At 62.6% G+C, this 16,252-nt stretch carries 20 protein-coding genes; 10 read left to right on the top strand and 10 right to left on the bottom strand.

Annotated features, from left to right (window positions below; genetic code table 11):
* Positions 1-231: 231 nt before the first annotated feature.
* The 7 genes from hemL (at position 232) to WMP97_RS11545 (ending at position 6,572) form a co-directional block, all read left to right on the top strand.
* Positions 232-1,533, top strand: a complete 1,302-nt coding sequence (hemL, locus tag WMP97_RS11575; protein ID WP_340440544.1) for a glutamate-1-semialdehyde 2,1-aminomutase — start codon at positions 232-234, stop codon at positions 1,531-1,533.
* 8 nt (positions 1,534-1,541) lie between these two features.
* A complete protein-coding gene (locus WMP97_RS11570) occupies positions 1,542-2,150 on the top strand; it encodes a histidine phosphatase family protein (RefSeq protein ID WP_023020491.1) in 609 nt (202 codons plus the stop codon).
* Positions 2,150-2,755, top strand: coding sequence for a TlpA disulfide reductase family protein (locus WMP97_RS11565; protein WP_023020492.1), 606 nt, complete (start codon positions 2,150-2,152; stop codon positions 2,753-2,755). Before WMP97_RS11570 ends, WMP97_RS11565 begins: the two co-directional genes overlap by 1 nt.
* On the top strand, positions 2,756-3,559 hold the full coding sequence (locus WMP97_RS11560; RefSeq protein WP_308767065.1) for a cytochrome c biogenesis CcdA family protein: 804 nt from the start codon (positions 2,756-2,758) through the stop codon (positions 3,557-3,559).
* A gap of 7 nt (positions 3,560-3,566) precedes the next feature.
* Complete coding sequence (locus WMP97_RS11555) at positions 3,567-5,198, top strand: cytochrome c biogenesis protein ResB (RefSeq protein ID WP_301732255.1); 1,632 nt, start codon at positions 3,567-3,569, stop codon at positions 5,196-5,198.
* Positions 5,199-5,291: 93 nt separating this feature from the next.
* Entirely contained in the window at positions 5,292-6,311 is a 1,020-nt protein-coding gene (gene ccsB / locus WMP97_RS11550; RefSeq protein ID WP_023020495.1) for a c-type cytochrome biogenesis protein CcsB, read from the top strand.
* Positions 6,312-6,572 (top strand): helix-turn-helix domain-containing protein, encoded by a 261-nt coding sequence (locus WMP97_RS11545; RefSeq protein WP_200288305.1) that lies wholly within the window; start codon positions 6,312-6,314, stop codon positions 6,570-6,572. It abuts the gene before it with no gap.
* Here WMP97_RS11545 and WMP97_RS11540 read toward each other — a convergent pair.
* Complete coding sequence (locus tag WMP97_RS11540) at positions 6,569-6,814, bottom strand: hypothetical protein (protein ID WP_200288304.1); 246 nt, start codon at positions 6,812-6,814, stop codon at positions 6,569-6,571. The two genes, WMP97_RS11545 and WMP97_RS11540, sit on opposite strands and share 4 nt — an antisense overlap.
* A 38-nt stretch (positions 6,815-6,852) precedes the next feature.
* Between WMP97_RS11540 and WMP97_RS11535 the strand changes: the two genes are divergently transcribed.
* The gene (locus WMP97_RS11535) at positions 6,853-7,179 is read left to right on the top strand and encodes a DUF4229 domain-containing protein (protein WP_340440543.1); all 327 of its coding nucleotides are present in this window, start codon (positions 6,853-6,855) and stop codon (positions 7,177-7,179) included.
* Here WMP97_RS11535 and WMP97_RS11530 read toward each other — a convergent pair.
* From WMP97_RS11530 to WMP97_RS11510, 5 genes are read right to left on the bottom strand one after another with little or no spacing between them, the layout of a single operon-like run.
* Entirely contained in the window at positions 7,176-8,102 is a 927-nt protein-coding gene (locus WMP97_RS11530; RefSeq protein WP_340440542.1) for a 1,4-dihydroxy-2-naphthoate polyprenyltransferase, read from the bottom strand. The genes WMP97_RS11535 and WMP97_RS11530 overlap by 4 nt on opposite strands.
* A 38-nt stretch (positions 8,103-8,140) precedes the next feature.
* Positions 8,141-8,968, bottom strand: coding sequence for a metal ABC transporter permease (locus tag WMP97_RS11525; protein ID WP_340440541.1), 828 nt, complete (start codon positions 8,966-8,968; stop codon positions 8,141-8,143).
* A complete protein-coding gene (locus WMP97_RS11520; protein ID WP_340440540.1) occupies positions 8,965-9,819 on the bottom strand; it encodes a metal ABC transporter permease in 855 nt (284 codons plus the stop codon). The genes WMP97_RS11525 and WMP97_RS11520 overlap by 4 nt, the downstream gene beginning before the upstream one ends.
* Entirely contained in the window at positions 9,816-10,526 is a 711-nt protein-coding gene (locus WMP97_RS11515; protein ID WP_316328680.1) for a metal ABC transporter ATP-binding protein, read from the bottom strand. The genes WMP97_RS11520 and WMP97_RS11515 overlap by 4 nt, the downstream gene beginning before the upstream one ends.
* Positions 10,526-11,446, bottom strand: a complete 921-nt coding sequence (locus WMP97_RS11510) for a metal ABC transporter substrate-binding protein (RefSeq protein WP_340440539.1) — start codon at positions 11,444-11,446, stop codon at positions 10,526-10,528. Before WMP97_RS11510 ends, WMP97_RS11515 begins: the two co-directional genes overlap by 1 nt.
* A gap of 108 nt (positions 11,447-11,554) precedes the next feature.
* On the opposite strand from WMP97_RS11510, the gene WMP97_RS11505 reads away from it, so the two are divergent.
* Positions 11,555-12,238, top strand: coding sequence for a metal-dependent transcriptional regulator (locus WMP97_RS11505; protein ID WP_340440538.1), 684 nt, complete (start codon positions 11,555-11,557; stop codon positions 12,236-12,238).
* Here the strand turns inward: WMP97_RS11505 and menE are convergent.
* From menE to WMP97_RS11485, 4 genes are all read right to left on the bottom strand, one after another.
* On the bottom strand, positions 12,235-13,371 hold the full coding sequence (gene menE, locus WMP97_RS11500; protein ID WP_340440537.1) for an o-succinylbenzoate--CoA ligase: 1,137 nt from the start codon (positions 13,369-13,371) through the stop codon (positions 12,235-12,237). The two genes, WMP97_RS11505 and menE, sit on opposite strands and share 4 nt — an antisense overlap.
* A gap of 10 nt (positions 13,372-13,381) precedes the next feature.
* Positions 13,382-13,507 carry a hypothetical protein gene (locus WMP97_RS11495; protein ID WP_316328806.1) on the bottom strand — a complete coding sequence of 42 codons (126 nt, stop codon included), beginning with the start codon at positions 13,505-13,507 and terminating at the stop codon, positions 13,382-13,384.
* Positions 13,507-14,475: a 1,4-dihydroxy-2-naphthoyl-CoA synthase gene (locus WMP97_RS11490; protein WP_340440536.1), complete on the bottom strand. Its 969-nt coding sequence runs from the start codon at positions 14,473-14,475 to the stop codon at positions 13,507-13,509. The genes WMP97_RS11495 and WMP97_RS11490 overlap by 1 nt, the downstream gene beginning before the upstream one ends.
* A 293-nt stretch (positions 14,476-14,768) precedes the next feature.
* Positions 14,769-15,230, bottom strand: coding sequence for a DIP1984 family protein (locus tag WMP97_RS11485; protein ID WP_340440535.1), 462 nt, complete (start codon positions 15,228-15,230; stop codon positions 14,769-14,771).
* Between the two features lie 75 nt (positions 15,231-15,305).
* On the opposite strand from WMP97_RS11485, the gene WMP97_RS11480 reads away from it, so the two are divergent.
* Positions 15,306-16,252, top strand: a 947-nt coding sequence (locus WMP97_RS11480; protein ID WP_340440534.1) for an o-succinylbenzoate synthase, incomplete at its 3' end; no start/stop codon positions are given.

The raw sequence follows: 16,252 nt of genomic DNA, 5'->3' as shown, positions 1-16,252 counted from the left end.
GGAGGGGGGCGTCGGCAAGCGGGGCGGCACCTACCGAGGTAGGCAGCGGCCGTTCGGGCGCGGGCCGGGCACAACCGGCGAGGCAGAAAGCGGCCAGGATGGCGAAAATGACAGTGCGCTGCATTGAAAATCCCCCCGAATTGAAAAGTGCAACGCCCCGAAGTTTAGCGGCTGACTGTGAATCGCGCAGTCCAACTTTTGTATAGCGCGCGAATCGCTAGAATGTCAGACATGCCTAATACTTCCCAGTCGCAACAGTGGTTTGAGCGTTCCTCCAAGGTGATTCCGGGCGGGGTGAACTCGCCGGTGCGCGCGTTCGGCTCCGTGGGTGGCCAGGCCCGCGTCATTGAGCGCGGCGCGGGTTCGCGCCTGTGGGATGCCGATGGCAATGAGTATGTTGACCTGGTCAGTTCCTATGGTCCGATGATTCACGGCAACGCGCACCCGGAGATTGTGGAGGCCGTGCAGAAGGCGGCTGCGGGCGGTTTGAGCTTCGGCTCGCCTACAGAAGGCGAAGCTTTGCTCGCGGAGGCCATCGTTTCGCGCACCGCGGCCGATAAGGTGCGCATGGTCAATTCCGGCACCGAGGCCACCATGTCCGCGGTGCGCCTGGCCCGCGGCTATACCGGCCGCGCCAAGGTATTGAAGTTTGAAGGCTGCTACCACGGCCACGTGGATGCCCTGCTGGCCTCGGCCGGTTCCGGTGTAGCGACCTTTGCGCTGCCGGATTCCCCGGGCGTGACGGGCGCGACGGCGGCCGATACCATCGTCGTTCCTTATAACGATATCGAGGCCGTGCGCGAGGCCTTCGCGCAGCACCCGGGCGAGATTGCTTGCATTATCGCAGAGGCCTCGGCCGGCAATATGGGCACCGTGGCACCAGATGAGGGCTTCAGCGCCGCGCTTGCCGACGTCGCCCATGAAGACGGCGCCCTCCTCATCCTCGATGAGGTCATGACCGGTTTCCGCACCTCCTATAAGGGTTGGTACGGCGTCGACGGCGTGGCGGCGGACCTGGTGACCTTTGGCAAGGTCGTCTCCGGCGGCTTGCCGGCCGCTGCCTTCGGCGGCCGCGCCGAGGTCATGGACTACCTCGCGCCGGAAGGACCGGTCTACCAGGCGGGCACGCTTTCCGGTAACCCGGTGGCGATGGCTTCGGGCCTGAAGTCTTTGGAGCTGGCCGATGAAGCGCTCTATGAGCGCCTGCAGGCCAATGCGGACCGCCTGACCGGCATGATTTCTGAGGCGCTGTCGGCCGAGGGCGTAGCGCACCACATTCAGCGCGCCTCCTCGATGTTCTCCATCCGTTTTGCCGAGGGCGAGGGTCGCAACTTCGCCGATATGCAGGCGGCCGAGACCTTCCGCTTCACCCCGTTCTTCCACGCCCTGTTGGATAACGGCATCTATGTCGCGCCGAGCCCATTCGAGACCTGGTTTGTCTCGGATGCACTTGACGACGCCGACTTTGAACTCATCGAGGCGGCCCTCAAGCCCGCCGCCCAAGCTGCGGCCGCTGCGCGTCCCGCAAACTAAGGAGAGACATGACACGCACCATCGTTCACCTCGTACGCCACGGCGAGGTCCACAACCCAGAGAAGATCCTCTACGGGCGCATCCCGGGCTATCACCTATCCTCGCGCGGGCATTCCATGGCGGCGCGAACCGCGGAGTCCTTTCGCGACCATGATGTGACCTACCTGGCAGCCTCGCCACTGCAGCGCGCCCAAGAGACAGCGCGGCCGATTGCGGAGGTAACGGGACTGGACGTGGAAGTCGATAAGACGCTCATTGAATCCGGCAATCGCTTCGAGGGCCTGCGCACCAAGGGTCTGCGCTCCGCACTGTGGAATCCGCGCCGTTGGCCGCTGCTGGTCAATCCGCTGGAGCCATCGTGGGGCGAGCCTTATGAGCAGATTGCCGAGCGCATGCTGGGCTCCATCGAGCGCGCCCGTACCGCCGCCGCCGGCCACGAGGCGATTTTGGTCAGCCACCAGCTGCCCATCGTGATGGTGCAGCGCACCGTGCTCGGCCAGCGCTTGCCGCACGCGCCGTGGAACCGCGAATGCGACTTGGCCTCGGTAACCTCCCTGCTTTTTGAAGACAACCAGGTCACCGATATTTTCTACTCTTCGCCGGCGCAGGAGATTTAATGGCACTACGACGCAAACGCGCAGTTGGCGCGGTGCTGGCGGCAGCAGCCGTGACCCTTGCTGGGTGCGCGCAGGATTCCGATAACGCCCAAAATGCGGTTGCTACCGGCGGTAACTTCGAATTCATCACCCCCGGCGGCGAGAAGGTCATCAATTACGAGGAATCCGAGCGCAAGCCGCTGCGCACGTTCTCCGGCGAGGATGTGCGCGATACGGATAAGACCATCTCCTTGGAAGACTATGACGGCGAAATCGTCGTGCTTAACTCCTGGGGCCAGTGGTGCGCGCCCTGCCGTTCCGAGGCCGATGACCTCCAAGAGGTCCACTCCGAGCTGCAAAAGCGCAAGATTGGCACCGTCCTGGGCATTAATGTGCGCGACTATAATCCGCAGGTGTCTAATGACTTCCTCGAAGACAATGGGCTGAAGTATCCCTCCATCTATGATCCGCCGTTTAAGACGGCTGCGGCCCTAGGCGGCGTGCCGACTTCCGTGGTGCCCACCACCATCGTCTTGGATAAACAGCACCGCCCGGCTACGGTCTTTTTGCGGTCCATCACCGCTAAAGACGTGATGGATGTAGTAGACAAGCTAGAAAAGGAATAAATGGACAACGCAGCGAGCTTCGGCAACTCCTTTGCCGAGGCCGTGACCTCCGGCCCACTTATTTTGGGTCTCCTCGCGGCCGCCGTGGCGGGGCTGGTGAGCTTCGCCAGTCCGTGTGTGATCCCGCTGGTTCCCGGCTATATTTCCTACCTGGCCGGCGTGGTGGGCGGTGAGGTTACCTTCGATGGGGAGCTGGGGGTGGGCGTCGGCAAGCGCAGGCAATGGGCTGTTGTGCTGGCCGCGGCCTTGTTCATCCTCGGCTTCACCGTGGTATTCCTCCTAGCGACGGTCTCGGTATTCGGCGCGATTTCCGCGCTAAAGCTCAACGAAGAAATGCTCATGCGGGTCGGCGGCGGCGTGACCATCCTGATGGGTGTGGTCTTCCTAGGCGCGATTCCAGCGCTGCAGAAAGACACCCGCATGGCACCGAAGCGCTGGACCACCTGGCTGGGCGCGCCGCTGCTGGGCGGGATATTCGCGCTGGGCTGGACGCCGTGCTTGGGCCCAACGCTGGCCGCCATCATTTCCGTATCGGCCGGCACCGAGGGCATGACGGCCGCGCGTGGCGTGCTGCTCATCATCTTTTATTGCCTGGGCCTGGGCCTACCGTTCCTTCTGGTGGCGCTGGGCTCCGCGCGGGCGATGCGCACGATTTCGTGGGCCCGCAAACACTCGCATACCATCCAAATAATCGGCGGCGTGGCCATGATCCTCGTCGGCCTGGCCCTGGTAACCGGCCTATGGGGCGAATTTATTAGCCTCATCCGCCAGTGGACCGGCAACTACGGCGCAACCCTTATTTAGGAGAGACGTGAAATATTTCCGCAAAGCCTGGCATTGGCTGACCAGTATGCGCACCGCGCTAGCGCTGCTTTTCTTGCTGGCGCTGGCCGCGATTCCCGGTTCTTTGCTGCCGCAGCGCGATCTCAACGAGCAGAACGTGCAGGACTTTATTGAGTCCAATGGCAACGTGGCGAAGATCTACGACAAGCTGCAGCTTTTCGACGTCTTTTCTTCCGTCTGGTTCCAAGCCATCTTCGTCCTTCTCGCTATTTCCCTGGTTGGCTGCATCCTGCCGCGCTCCTGGGATCACTATAAGGCGTGGAAGACCCCGCCGACGCGCGCCCCGAAGTACCTCCACAAGCTGCCGCTGGCGGCCGAGGGGCACTCGGAAAAGAGCGAGGAGGAACTATCCGCGGAAATTAAGAAGCGCCTGAAGAGGTGGCGCGTGGCCGAGTATTCCCCGGAGAAGGACCGTGCCGGCGTGCATACCTTTTCCGCGGAGCGCGGCTACGGCCGCGAGCTAGCCAACCTCATTTTCCACGTGGCGCTGGTAGCCATCTTGGTCACGGTTGCCGCCGGCAAGCTGGTCAACTACGAAGGCCAGGTCATCGTGGTCACTGAGTCTGGCTCGCAGGGCGGCGACCAGACCCTGGATCAGTCTACGGAGTTCTGCAATACCTCTACGTCTAACTTTGACTCCTTCCGCGCCGGCCCGCTTTTCGACGGCACCGGGCTCCACCCTTTCTGCCTCGTCGCCCATGACTTCGCGGCCGAGTACCTGCCGAACGGCCAGGCCGAGATGTTTACCTCCAACGTCTCCTACGCGGAGGGCGATGACATCTACAAGGATGACTCCGAGTGGAAGGATTATGAGCTCAAGGTCAACCATCCGCTGCGCCTGGCGCATAACCGCGTTTATTTGCAGGGCCATGGCTACGCGCCGACGGTCACCGTGGAATGGCCCAATGGGGAAAAGCGCACCCAGACTATTCAGTTCCAGCCGAATGATACGACCTTCTTCTTGTCCTCCGGCGCGATGCGCTTTGACCCGCCGGCCGGCATGTACCCGGACCTCTATGAGCGTCGTCAGAATCAGATCGCCATTCAGGGTCTGTTCGCGCCTACGGCCGAGTGGGCCGGTGAGAACGGCAAGCTGCTGCAGTCCTCCTACCCAGGTTTGCAGGATCCGGCCATGGCCATCGATATCTACCGTGGTGATGCCGGCTTGGATACCGGCACCCCGCAGTCTTTCTTCTCGTTGGATCCGAACCTGGTGCACTCCGGCCAGCTGCGAAAGATTGACCGCGTGAACCTCAACCAGGGTGAGGATGTCACTCTGGACGATGGCACCAAGATCACTTTCAACGGCGCCAGCGAGTTTGCCAATTACCAGGTCTCTTATGACCCCTTCCAGAAGTGGGTGCTGGTCTCCGCGCTGGTAATGCTCATTTCCTTGGTGGGTTCGCTGGTGATTAAGCGCCGCCGCGTCTATATCCGCCTGCGGCCGAACGCGGCCGGCGGCACCGATGTGGAAATGGGCGGTCTCGCCCGCACCGACCGCGCCGGTTGGTCCGAGGAATTCCACGAGTTGCACCGCGCGCTGCTGGAGCTGCCGGACCCAGATGAGGTCGAAGAAGACGAGCTTTATACCGATGATTAGTACGTCAGCCTAGTCCAACAAAAGTTGGACTAGGCCGTTTCGCTGAGTAAGGTAATCAGCACTATCCCGCACGTGTATTGGCTAGGAGCGTTCATGCAGATCGATCAGAATCTGTCTAATTTTTCGGATATCGCGGTGCAGACCGCCTTTGTGGTGTACTGCGTCGCGCTCTTTATGTCGCTGTTCTACTACGGCCGCATGCAGGGAATTATCGAGGGCCGCCGTGCCGTGAAGTCCCAGGCCGCGAAGGTCTTGGTGGGGGCGGGCGCTGGGGGCGTCGATAAGCAGAGCTATGCGGGCGAGGTGGCCCAGTCCTCTTCCGGTATCACGGAAGGTGAGCTGAAGGAGAAGGAGCGCAAGGCCGATAAGCTCGGCGGTATGACCAGCTCGCTGATGTGGGTAGGCATTGCGCTCCACGCCGCGGCGATTGTGCTGCGTGGCCTGGCTACCGGCCGTTTCCCCTTTGGCAACCTATACGAGTACGTGCTGATGGTGAGCTTCGGTGTGCTGCTGGTGGGCAATATTGCCATGCAGCGTAAGGAGTGGCGCACCGTGTGGCCATGGCTGCTCACCCCGGTATTGGCGCTGATGTTTTATGGCTCCACCAAGCTCTATGCCGAGTCTGCCCCAGTGGTGCCGGCGCTGCAGTCGCACTGGCTGCCCATCCACGTCACCGTGGTGTCCTTGGGCGCGTCCATTGGTATTATTTCCGGCATTGTCTCGCTGCTGACCCTATTCCGTATGGCACAGCCGAAGCATGCCGAGCATGGCTTTTTCGGTGCTGTAGCCCGCCCATTGCCTTCTGCCGCGAAGATTGACCAGCTGGCCTACCGTCTGGCCGTAATCACCCTGCCAACCTTGGGCTTGGGCATTATCCTGGGTGCCATCTGGGCCGAGTCCGCTTGGGGCCGCTTCTGGGGCTGGGACCCGAAGGAAACCGTCTCCTTCGCTACCTGGATCCTTTATGCCGCTTACCTGCACGCGCGTGCAACGCCGGCGTTCCGCAAGGCTGCGCCGTGGATCAATGTCATGGCGATGGCGCTGATGGTCTTCAACCTCTTCTTTATCAACATGGTTGTCTCCGGCCTGCACTCCTATGCGGGGCTGAATTAAATGGCGGAGCATACGAGCCCGCGCCATAAGCCGGGCAAGCCGGCTGGTGATAATGCGGTGATTTTAGGCCTGGGCGCGCAATTTGCCGAGCGCCGCCGCGAGTTGGGCATTTTGCAGCAGCAGCTTGCCGACGCCGCCGGTATCTCCCGCTCCACCCTCCACACCATCGAGCACGGGGGCGCGGGCGTGCGGTGGGAAAAGATTACCGCCGTGGCCGAGGCCCTCGGCTTGGAGATGCGCTTCGTGCCGAAGGAATCCTAATCCTTCTCGCCGTCGGTGCCGCGATTGCGGCGCTGGCGGCGTTTTTCTTCCTCTGCCTCCTGTGCGCGGCGTTGTTTGAAGCGCTCCTTTTCCAAGTTCCAGAGGAATTCTTCATCATCGTCGGGTCCCTTGATGGCGCGGGGTTGTTCCACCTCGCGCTTTTTCCATGTGGAGGGCCCGAAGGCCTTCCACACCAAGTAGGCGGCGAGGACAAAGAGTAAAAGGAGAATGATTCGGCCCATGCGTGGAATTCTACCTGCACCGCGTACAATCAACCCCCATGACGCATAATCTTGAGCCACCTAAGCCGGACCCAGAACTGCGCCGCCGTTCCCGCGCGGCGCTGTGGAAGTATGGGCTTGCCCGCGTAGTGCTTTTTATCGCTTTGACGGTGGTGATTGAGCTTTTGTCCTTCGCCATCGGCTTTCCCATCCCAGTGCTTATCGCAGCGCTGCTGGCGCTCTTCGTGGCGCTGCCGCTTTCGATGCTCATCTTTAAAAAGTGGCGCATCGAGGCCACCCAAACGCTGGCCGAGTACTCCGCCCAGCGCAAGGCCCACAAACGCTGGGTCCAGGCGGAGCTCGAAGGCCGCGCCGCGCAGGACTAGACGAGGATGAGTGCGGCGGCCTCGATAATCGCCCACAGGAGCATCGCGCGGCCGGTCAGGCCGAGCACGGGGATAAGCTTTGGTCCTTGAGCGCCGCGATTGACGGTGCGAATGGCGCGCAGCGCGAAGGGAAAGTAGACCAAGCCGGCGAGTGCGAGCCAGCTGCTGAAGGCAATGCCAATGGTCAGCAGGAATGGCAGTAGGAGTAGCACCGTAAAGAGCAGGCGCGCCTTCTCGTTGCCGAGGCGTACAGCGAGCGTAATCTTGCCGGTTTCGGCGTCGGAGGGAATATCGCGGATATTATTGACTAGGTTCACCCCGGAGCTCATCGCGCCGATGCCCACGGCCAGCGCGAGGCCCGACCACGACAGGCGGCCAGCTTGGGTGAATTCGGTGCCGAGCACGGCGACGAGCCCGAAGAAGATAAAGACAGCAACCTCGCCGAGCCCGCGATAGCCATATGGATTCTTGCCGCCGGTATAAAACCATGCTCCGGCGATGCACAGCGCGCCGACGAGGATGAGCCACCAGGCATGCGCCGCAAAGGACAATGCGATTCCGGCGAGTCCGGCCACGGCGAAGGCGGCGAAGGCCGCGAGCTTCACCTGCTGCGGGCGGGCGAGGCCGCCACCGGTCAGGCGCTGCGGACCGGTGCGGTCATCGTCGGTGCCGCGGATGCCATCGGAATAGTCATTGGCGTAGTTCACGCCGATGATAAGCGCCCACGCCACGATGAGGGCGAGGAGCGCGCGGCCTAGGTGGCCGCCGCCGATGCCAAAGGCTGCGCCGGTGCCAGCCACGACGGGCGCGAACGCATTAGCCCAGGTGTGCGGGCGTGCGCCCTCGAGCCAATCCTGGGCAGTGGCGGAGAAATGGCCGGCGGAATGGTCCTTGGAATGCGGGGCAGATTTGGAGGCAGACATAGCCACCATTGTGCCACTGGGGCACGCGCGGGCGGCAATCAGCCAAGGTAGGCGCGACGGCGCATCCGATAGGTGGCCAGTGCCGCGAAGAAGAGTGCGGCATTGGTGACCGTCATGGCAGCGGATGTGGCTGCATTCAGGTAGTACGCGAGCCAGAATCCTGCCACAGCGCTGAGTGCGGCGATGCCGCAGGCTGCCAGCACTAGGGCGGGCACGCGGCGGGTCAAAAGTCGCGCGGTCATGGTGGGAAAGACCATCAAGGCGATTACCAGCATGGCGCCGGCGGCGTGAAAGGCTGCGGTAGCGGTGCAGGCGACGACCGCCATGAACATTGTCTGCACGGCGCGGGAGTGGACCCCGCGCACAGTGCAGAACGCGGCGTCAAAAGATATAGCAGCAAGACGCGGCAGGGAAAGGGCGAAAAAGATCGCATTCGCGGCGAGCACGGCGGCCATGACATAGCAGTAGTGGGGATTGGAAAAGGCGGCAAGGTTAACATCGCCAACCAAGACGGCGTGGACATCGATATGCACGTGGCTCATTCGGGTGGAGATGAGGATGACGCCGGCGGCAAAGAGGGCGGGGAAGATGAGGCCCAGGGCGGCGTCGGCAGTAACCAGCGCGCTGCGCTGCAGCCACCGCGTACCAAGGGCAACTACCAAGGCACCGGCCGCGGCGGTAATAAGTAGCAGCGGGGAGTTGATATCGGAGGTCAAAAGGTAGCCTACGGCGATGCCGGGGAGGACGGCGTGGCCGATGCCGTCGATAAGCATGGCCTGGCCCTGCACAACCACGAAGGTGCCGGGCAGTGCGCACGCGACGGCGGTAAGAACGGCAAGCAGGCAGGCGGTAGCGGCAAGGGTCATGGTCGGAGCTTTCTGGTGACAAGGCTAAGGGTTACGGCGGCGGCTTGGACCAGCACGATGATGGGGCCGGTAGGCAGCGGACCGAAGGCGATGGAAAGGTAGCAACCCACGGCGGCGGTGAGCGCGCCCAAGAAGCCAGCTAGTGCAATGAAAGGAAGCAGGCGGTGAACCCAGGGACGGGCCGCCGCGGCCGGGCTGATGACTACGGCCACCATGAGGACCACGCCAACTACCTTGACGCCTATAACCGTGATGGCGGTAAGGGCAAGGAAGCTGAGGGCATTTAAGGCCGTGGTGCGGGTGCCGGCTACGCGGGCAAAGGGGGCGTCAAAGGCGACGACGGCTTGCCGAGTGTGTACCGAAGAAAGAAATAGCAAGACGCCGCCGCCAATGACGAGCGCAGAACTCACATCGGCACGCGTGAGCGTGGACGCGTTTCCCAGCAGGTAATCCTGGATGCCGGCCTTGCCGGGCAAGGGCTGGCGGGAAATATACTGCATGAGCAGCATGCCGATGGAGAAGAATGTGGTAAGCGTAGCGGCCATCGCGGTGGTCGGGCCGAGCGGGGCCAGCCGTGGAATCAGGTGAATACAGCCGACGGCCAGTGTGCCGGTGAGGATGGCACCGGCCGAAAGCAGCCAGATATTGCGGCCGTCCCACCCTAGGGCCGTGGCCGCGAGGAAGGCGGCCAGCAGGCCAGGCAGGGAGGAATGCGAGATGGCATCAGCCAGCAGGCTGGTGCGGCGCACATAGACTAGCGGGCCGAGCGCTCCGGCACAGGCTCCGATGAGTACGGTGCCCCACAGCGCCTGGGTATAGGTGAAATCCTGAAAGAGCTCTAGTGGGTTCATGAGGGCAGGCAAAACATGTCGGCGATGGCGGATTCGGTGAGCACCTGGCCGGTGGGGCCGGCGGCGATGAGGCGGCCTTGGCCCACCATCAAGACCTCATCACAGAAATCGGCGACCTCCGCGAGGTTGTGGTGGACCAGCAGGATGGTGGCGCCATCGGCACGCAGTTGCCGGAGCACGTCCATGATGGCGCGCTGGCTTGCGGCATCGACCCCAGCGAAGGGCTCATCCAAAATTATGAGCTCGGGATCGCTTACGAGCGTGCGAGCGAGCAAGACGCGCTGGCGCTGGCCGCCGGACAGGGCCGAAATGGGCAGGTGCGAGTGCTCTTGCATTCCGGTGCGGGCGAGCGCGTCGCGGGCGGCACGCTTATCGGCGCGGCTTGGCCACTGCCACCAGCGCAGGCCGGCGGTGCGGCCCATAAGGGCGACATCGAAGGCTGTGGCCGGAAAATCCCAATCGATATCCGCATGCTGCGGCATATAGCCGAGCCGGTGGCGGAAATGAGCAAGGTCAGTGCCATCGAACATAAGCGATTCGCAGGCGAGCGGCGGAAGCAAGCCCACCAGGGTGCGCACAAGGGTGGATTTGCCGGAGCCGTTGGCGCCCACGAGGCCGGTGATGGTGGCGGGGGTGAGGGCAAAGGTGGCGTCGGCAAGCAAGGGCGTGCGCGGATAGCCCACGGTCAAATGTGTAGCGCGCAGCATTAGCTTAAAGCCTCTGCCACGGTGTGCGCGTTGTGCTCGAAGGCCCCGAGATAGGTATTGGTGGGCGCTGTAGGCCCAAGGGTATCGGCGAAGAGCTCCTCATCCGAGACGGTGACCTTCCAACCGCGAGATTCCACGGCCTGCTGCAGCGAGGTGACCGCCTGCGGGTTGGCTTGATTGTCCTTGAAGATGACGGGGACCTTCTTCTTAGCGATGGTATCGGCCAGTTCGGAGATCTCGGTGGCGGATTTTGTGGCCTCGGTGGTCACGAAATCGGTGGCGTGGATATCGAAGTCGAAGGTTTTGCCAAAGTAATTGAAAGCATCGTGACCGGTGATGAGCACGCGGGGGTTCGCAGCAGCGAGTTCCTTCTGAGCCTTGTCCTGTGCAGCGGCGATCTGGCTTTCGTAGTTATCGGCGGCAGTGGAGTAGTCCGCGGCGTGCTCGGAGTCGATATCGCCGAGCTTGTCGCCGATGCTCTCAACGGCCTGGCTCCACAGCTTGGGGCTATTCCAGATATGCGGATCATAGAGCTGCTCGCCGCCCTTTCCTTGATCCGGCCAGGGCAGGAGGTCTTGTTCATTGAGTTGGTCGCCGACTGCGAGCTGCTTATCGCCTAGGGACTCGAGCTGGTCCACCATCTGTGCCTCGAGGTGGAGGCCATTCCAGAGCACGAGGTCGGCGTCTTTCATAGCTTCAATATCGTGCGTGGTGGGCTGGTAGGTGTGTGGGTCGCCACCGGGGCCGACCATGGTGGTGATATCGGCTTCGGGGGCGAGATTGGCTGCGGCATCGGCCAAGTAGCCGGTGGTGGCGAAGATTTTTAGGTTATCTGCGTGGTTATTTTCGCCGCTTGAGCAGGCCGTTAGCGTAGTAGCGGCGAGCAGTATGGCGAGGGGAAGCGCGGTGGTTTTCTGCAACGAAAAGTCCTTAAATTAGAAATGAATACCAAAGTTCAATGGCATGAACTCTGTAAAACATACATATTGAAACTTACGGAAGCAATAGGATGAACTACGATGGGGTGAATGCACATAAGCGAGCTGCCCGAACGCACCCAGGACTACCTCAAGATTTTGTGGAACCACGAGGAAAAGGCGGGGCGCGATACCGCCATGCCGCTCGGGGATTTGGCTAAAGCCGCCGGCCAAAAGCTGCCCACCACCTCCGAGGCCGTCAAGCGGCTCGCCGCCAAGGACCTCGTGGAACACGAGCGCTACTTTGGCGTCCGGCTGGTCCAGGAAGGGCGCGAATTGGCCGTGGCCATGGTGCGCCGCCACCGCCTGCTTGAGACTTTTTTGGTGCGCACCTTGGGCTATACCTGGGATGAGGTGCACGAGGAAGCCGAAATACTAGAGCATGCGACCTCCGATAGGTTTGTCGAGCGCATCGATGCTTTCCTCGGTGCCCCCGCGCGCGATCCCCACGGCGATCCCATTCCGGCGGCCGATGGCACGGCCGAGCCGCTCTCGCGCATTACGCTTGCCGACGTCCCACCCAACTCCCCCGTCACCATGGAACAGGTCAATGACGCCGATGGCGAATTCCTGCGCTACCTGGATAAACACGGGGTTCGTCCGGGTGTGAGCCTGACTGTTGTCGCCCCGCCAGTGGCTGGCCTGCTGGAAGTCAGCGTGGACGGAGGGGGCAGTTTCTCCCTCGGCGAATCCGCGGCGCGCGATATTGCCGTGCGCGATATGGAAGGCGGCTAAGCCCCGAAGATACGGGCTACGGCGCGGCGGTCAATCTTGCCGGGGCCGGTGGTGGGGAACTGCGCAAGACGCTTGATGTCTTTGGGGATTTGCCAGCGGGGAAGCTGGGCATCCTCGAGGGCTTCGAGGATATCGCCGATTTCGGCCCCGCCGGTGTAGGCCGCCACGATGGCCTGGCCGAGCCGCGGGTGTGGCACGCCGACAACGCAGGCATAGTCGACCCCCTCGACTTTGAGGATTTCGGTTTCTAGCGCCTCGGGGTGCAGCTTGAGGCCACCGGAATCGATGACATTATCCAGCCGGCCGGTGACGGTGAGGGTGCCGGCGTCGATAAAGCCGCCGTCGGAAGTAGCGAACCAGCCCGGCTGGCAGAATGCTTCGTGTTCGGGCGCATTGCGGTAGCCGTGGGCGATGGTGGGCCCGCCCAAGAGGATGCGGCCGTCTTGGACGCGGACCTGCGCGCCGGGAATCGGTCGGCCATCGTAGACGCAGCCACCGGCGGTTTCGGAGGATCCATACGTCGCCACTACTGCAATGCCCAGCTCCTCGGCCGCTGCGCGCAGACGCGGGTTGATGGCCGCCCCGCCGACCAGGATGGCATCGAAGGTTCGCAGCGCATCGATGCCCTCAATCGAATCCATGGCTTTGGCCAGCTGCAGCGGGGTCAGCGCGGTATAGGTGCGGTCCCCGGTGCGGTCGAGTTCCGCGGCCGCGCGGGCGAAGGTAGGGATATCGAAACCGTCGCTGAGATCCATGCACAGCGGATCGACGCCCGCTACCAGCGAGCGCACCAATACCTGGATCCCGGCGATGTGGTGGGCCGGCATAGCGAGCAACCACTGGCCGGTGCCGCCGAGTACCTGGTGGGTGGCATCCGCGCTGGCCACCAGGTTTGCTGGGGTAAGCTGCGCGCCTTTCGGCGTGCCGGTGGAGCCAGAGGTGGACATTACCAGGGCGATGTCGGAGTCGATGGGCTCGCCGGCGCGTTGGGTATTGCGCAGGAGGGTGGCACGGGTGGCGTCGGCAAGCGGGAGCGGCAAAAAGCATCCTTGACCAGCAATGGCGGCCTCCAGATCGGGGAGGATGCTGGCCGGGTTATGCGGATCAACCGGAAGCGGGGAGAGGATAGTCACGGAGGCGATTTTAATCGTCGAAGGGGCGGGATTCGTCTTTTTCCGCCTTGCGTATGCCGCGCAGCAATACAATGCGCGCGGCCACGAGCGCACCCGTGGCAACGACGGCAATGCCGATACAAAAAGCGATAAGCATTAGTAGTAGTACGGGAAGCTATCCCAATTAGGCTCGCGCTTTTCCAGGAAGGACTCCTTGCCCTCGACGGCCTCGTCGGTCATATAGGCCAAGCGGGTGGCCTCGCCGGCGAAGACTTGCTGGCCCATAAGGCCATCATCGGTGAGGTTGAAGGCAAACTTCAGCATGCGCTGGGCGGTGGGGGATTTCATATTAATCTCCTGGCCCATGCGGATGGCGGCATCTTCAAGCTCGGCGTGGTCCGCAACCTCATTGACTGCGCCCATTTCATACATGCGCTGGGCATCGTAGGTGCGGCCCAAGAAGAAAATCTCGCGGGCGAATTTTTGGCCCACCATCTTGGCTAGGTAGGCCGAACCATAACCGGCATCGAAGGAACCCACATCCGCGTCCGTCTGCTTAAAGCGCGCCTCCTGGCGGGAGGCGACCGTCATATCGCAGACCACGTGCAGCGAGTGGCCGCCGCCGGCCGCCCAACCATTGACCACGGCGATAACCACCTTGGGCATGGTGCGGATAAGGCGCTGGACCTCGAGGATATGCAAGCGGCCGCCTTCGACCTTTTCGCGGGCGGTGTCCACGGTGGATTCATCCGCGGTGGCGTCATCGTGGGCGTGCTCGGTGGCGTAGCGGTACCCGGAGCGGCCGCGAATGCGCTGGTCGCCGCCGGAACAAAACGCCCAGCCGCCGTCCTTTTCGGACGGGCCATTGCCGGTGAGCAAAATCGTGCCCACATCCGGTGTGCGGCGGGCGTGGTCAAGGGCGCGGTAGAGCTCGTCTACGGTATGCGGGCGAAACGCATTGCGCACCTCCGGGCGGTCGAAGGCGATGCGCACGATGCCGTTCTTGCGGCCCTCACCGTTGAGCCGGTGATAGGTGATATCCGTGAGGTCTTCAAACCCCTCTACGGAATGCCACAATTCCGATCGAAAGGGATTATCGGTGCTGTATTTTTTCTGCTCGCTCATAAAGGCCAGCTTAGTGGCAAAAGAAGAATAGTCCCCATTCCCAACCCTCACCCACACACGCTGCCCAGCAGGCCGGTAATAATCAATACGCGATACTGCGAGGTTGTTGCCCCGCACAATACCCGTGTACGCCATACCAGCGCGGTACTCCATGCCATGGGGAGACTCGAACTCCCCGCCCCTTAAAGCGCTAAAGGGGGCCTGTGTCCCAGGATTTTCCCCTCCAGGGTGGGGGCCTGCTCGCTGCAGGCGTGTGGGCTACCATCGCGCGCTTTAAGTAGCGCGCGATATGACTATCCGTTTTTCAGTTCGGTATTCCAGTTCAGCTGCTGGATGCGCGTATCCAGCTCGCGGTACTGCTTAGATAGATCGTCGACACGCTTGCGCATATCCGCCACCGGGATGGTGGAGACAAACTTGATCTCGGTGCGGGAATAACGATCCGAGCGCGTGCCCGCCCGCTGCGCTAGGTCGTGGTAGATGCGGCGCTTGCGCAAGAGGCCGTCGCGCAGCGCGAGGGCTTCCATCAAGTTCATCTTCTCATCGAAGGCGGTGGCGATATTCGTCGCATTGATGGCCTGAACCAGCTCATCGATGCGCCCGGCCACGCCGTCGAGCTCGCGCAGCAGTTCCTGCGGATCCTCCTCCGGGGTATCGCCCTCCTGCACGCGAACCACGGCGAGCAGCCGCTCGTGCAGGCTATTGAGGCGCTCCTGCGCCTGGGCGCGTTCCGCCAATGCCTTAGCTAGCAGCATAATTCCTCCTCTATTGGTATAGGTTCCCAAAATAGCGCAGAGTGGGGGAAGGGTCAATGGTCTGAGAGCGCTACCATGAAAACCATGCATATCGATGACGTCCTCGACCGCGCCCACGTAGTCTCCCTCCCGCTTGCCGTGCGTTTCCGCGGCATCACCACGAGGGAGGCCCTCCTCATCGATGGCCCGGCCGGCTGGGGCGAGTTCGCACCCTTCCTGGAGTACTGCCCGGCTGAATCCGCCGCGTGGCTGCGCGCGGGGCTCGAGGCCGCCTACGAGGGCTTTCCGGAGCCGGTGCGCGATTCCATCGAGGTCAACGCCACCATTCCGGCCGTGCCCGCCAGCGAGGTCCCGGCCCTAGTGGAGCGCTACCCCGGCTGCCGCACCTTCAAAATCAAGGTGGCAGAAAAGGGACACACGCTTGCCGACGACGCCGCTCGCGTACGCGCCGTCCGCGACACCATCACCCAACGCGGCGAAATCCCTATCCTGCGCGTGGATGCCAATGGCGGCTGGACCGTGGAGGAAGCAGTCCAGGCTGCGCAGATGATGATGCCGCTGGACTATATGGAACAGCCATGCGCTACCACTGAGGAGCTCGCCCAAGTGCGCGGCCGCCTCATGCGCGCCGGCCTCTTCGTACGCGTGGCCGCCGATGAGTCCATTCGTAAGGTCGCCGACCCCTATCGCGTCGCCGAGCTGCAGGCCGCAGACGTCGCCGTGGTTAAGCCCGCCCCGCTCGGTGGCGTGCGCCGCGTCCTCGAGGTGGCCCAGCACTTGCGTCAGCGTCACATGGACATCACGGTGGCTTCTGCGCTCGATACCTCCATCGGCATCAATATGGGCCTTGCGGCCGTCGCCGCCCTCCCACGCATCTACGACGATGAAGACATCGACGTCACCCCGGCCGCCGCTGGTCTTGCCACCGGCTCCCTCTTTACAGAAGACGTCACCGCCCCGCGCCCGCTTGTCGATGGCCACCTTCCCGCCGATATCCTCGCCCCCGACCCAGACCGCCTGAC

This window comes from Corynebacterium sp. KPL4072, from assembly GCF_037908395.1.
GTDB classification, from domain to species: domain Bacteria; phylum Actinomycetota; class Actinomycetes; order Mycobacteriales; family Mycobacteriaceae; genus Corynebacterium; species Corynebacterium kefirresidentii.
Note: the sequence above shows the minus strand (reverse complement) of the source record. Positions and strands in the feature narration are given on the sequence as shown.

Excerpts from the sequence above, each read along its gene's own strand:
- hemL (WP_340440544.1), top strand. The coding sequence starts at position 232 with ATGCCTAATACTTCCCAGTCGCAACAGTGGTTTGAGCGTTCCTCCAAG.
- WMP97_RS11570 (WP_023020491.1), top strand. The coding sequence starts at position 1,542 with ATGACACGCACCATCGTTCACCTCGTACGCCACGGCGAGGTCCACAAC.
- WMP97_RS11565 (WP_023020492.1), top strand. The coding sequence starts at position 2,150 with ATGGCACTACGACGCAAACGCGCAGTTGGCGCGGTGCTGGCGGCAGCA.
- WMP97_RS11560 (WP_308767065.1), top strand. The coding sequence starts at position 2,756 with ATGGACAACGCAGCGAGCTTCGGCAACTCCTTTGCCGAGGCCGTGACC.
- ccsB (WP_023020495.1), top strand. The coding sequence starts at position 5,292 with ATGCAGATCGATCAGAATCTGTCTAATTTTTCGGATATCGCGGTGCAG.
- WMP97_RS11545 (WP_200288305.1), top strand. The coding sequence starts at position 6,312 with ATGGCGGAGCATACGAGCCCGCGCCATAAGCCGGGCAAGCCGGCTGGT.
- WMP97_RS11540 (WP_200288304.1), bottom strand. The coding sequence starts at position 6,814 with ATGGGCCGAATCATTCTCCTTTTACTCTTTGTCCTCGCCGCCTACTTG.
- WMP97_RS11535 (WP_340440543.1), top strand. The coding sequence starts at position 6,853 with ATGACGCATAATCTTGAGCCACCTAAGCCGGACCCAGAACTGCGCCGC.
- WMP97_RS11530 (WP_340440542.1), bottom strand. The coding sequence starts at position 8,102 with ATGTCTGCCTCCAAATCTGCCCCGCATTCCAAGGACCATTCCGCCGGC.
- WMP97_RS11525 (WP_340440541.1), bottom strand. The coding sequence starts at position 8,968 with ATGACCCTTGCCGCTACCGCCTGCCTGCTTGCCGTTCTTACCGCCGTC.
- WMP97_RS11520 (WP_340440540.1), bottom strand. The coding sequence starts at position 9,819 with ATGAACCCACTAGAGCTCTTTCAGGATTTCACCTATACCCAGGCGCTG.
- WMP97_RS11515 (WP_316328680.1), bottom strand. The coding sequence starts at position 10,526 with ATGCTGCGCGCTACACATTTGACCGTGGGCTATCCGCGCACGCCCTTG.
- WMP97_RS11505 (WP_340440538.1), top strand. The coding sequence starts at position 11,555 with ATGCACATAAGCGAGCTGCCCGAACGCACCCAGGACTACCTCAAGATT.
- WMP97_RS11495 (WP_316328806.1), bottom strand. The coding sequence starts at position 13,507 with ATGCTTATCGCTTTTTGTATCGGCATTGCCGTCGTTGCCACGGGTGCG.
- WMP97_RS11490 (WP_340440536.1), bottom strand. The coding sequence starts at position 14,475 with ATGAGCGAGCAGAAAAAATACAGCACCGATAATCCCTTTCGATCGGAA.
- WMP97_RS11485 (WP_340440535.1), bottom strand. The coding sequence starts at position 15,230 with ATGCTGCTAGCTAAGGCATTGGCGGAACGCGCCCAGGCGCAGGAGCGC.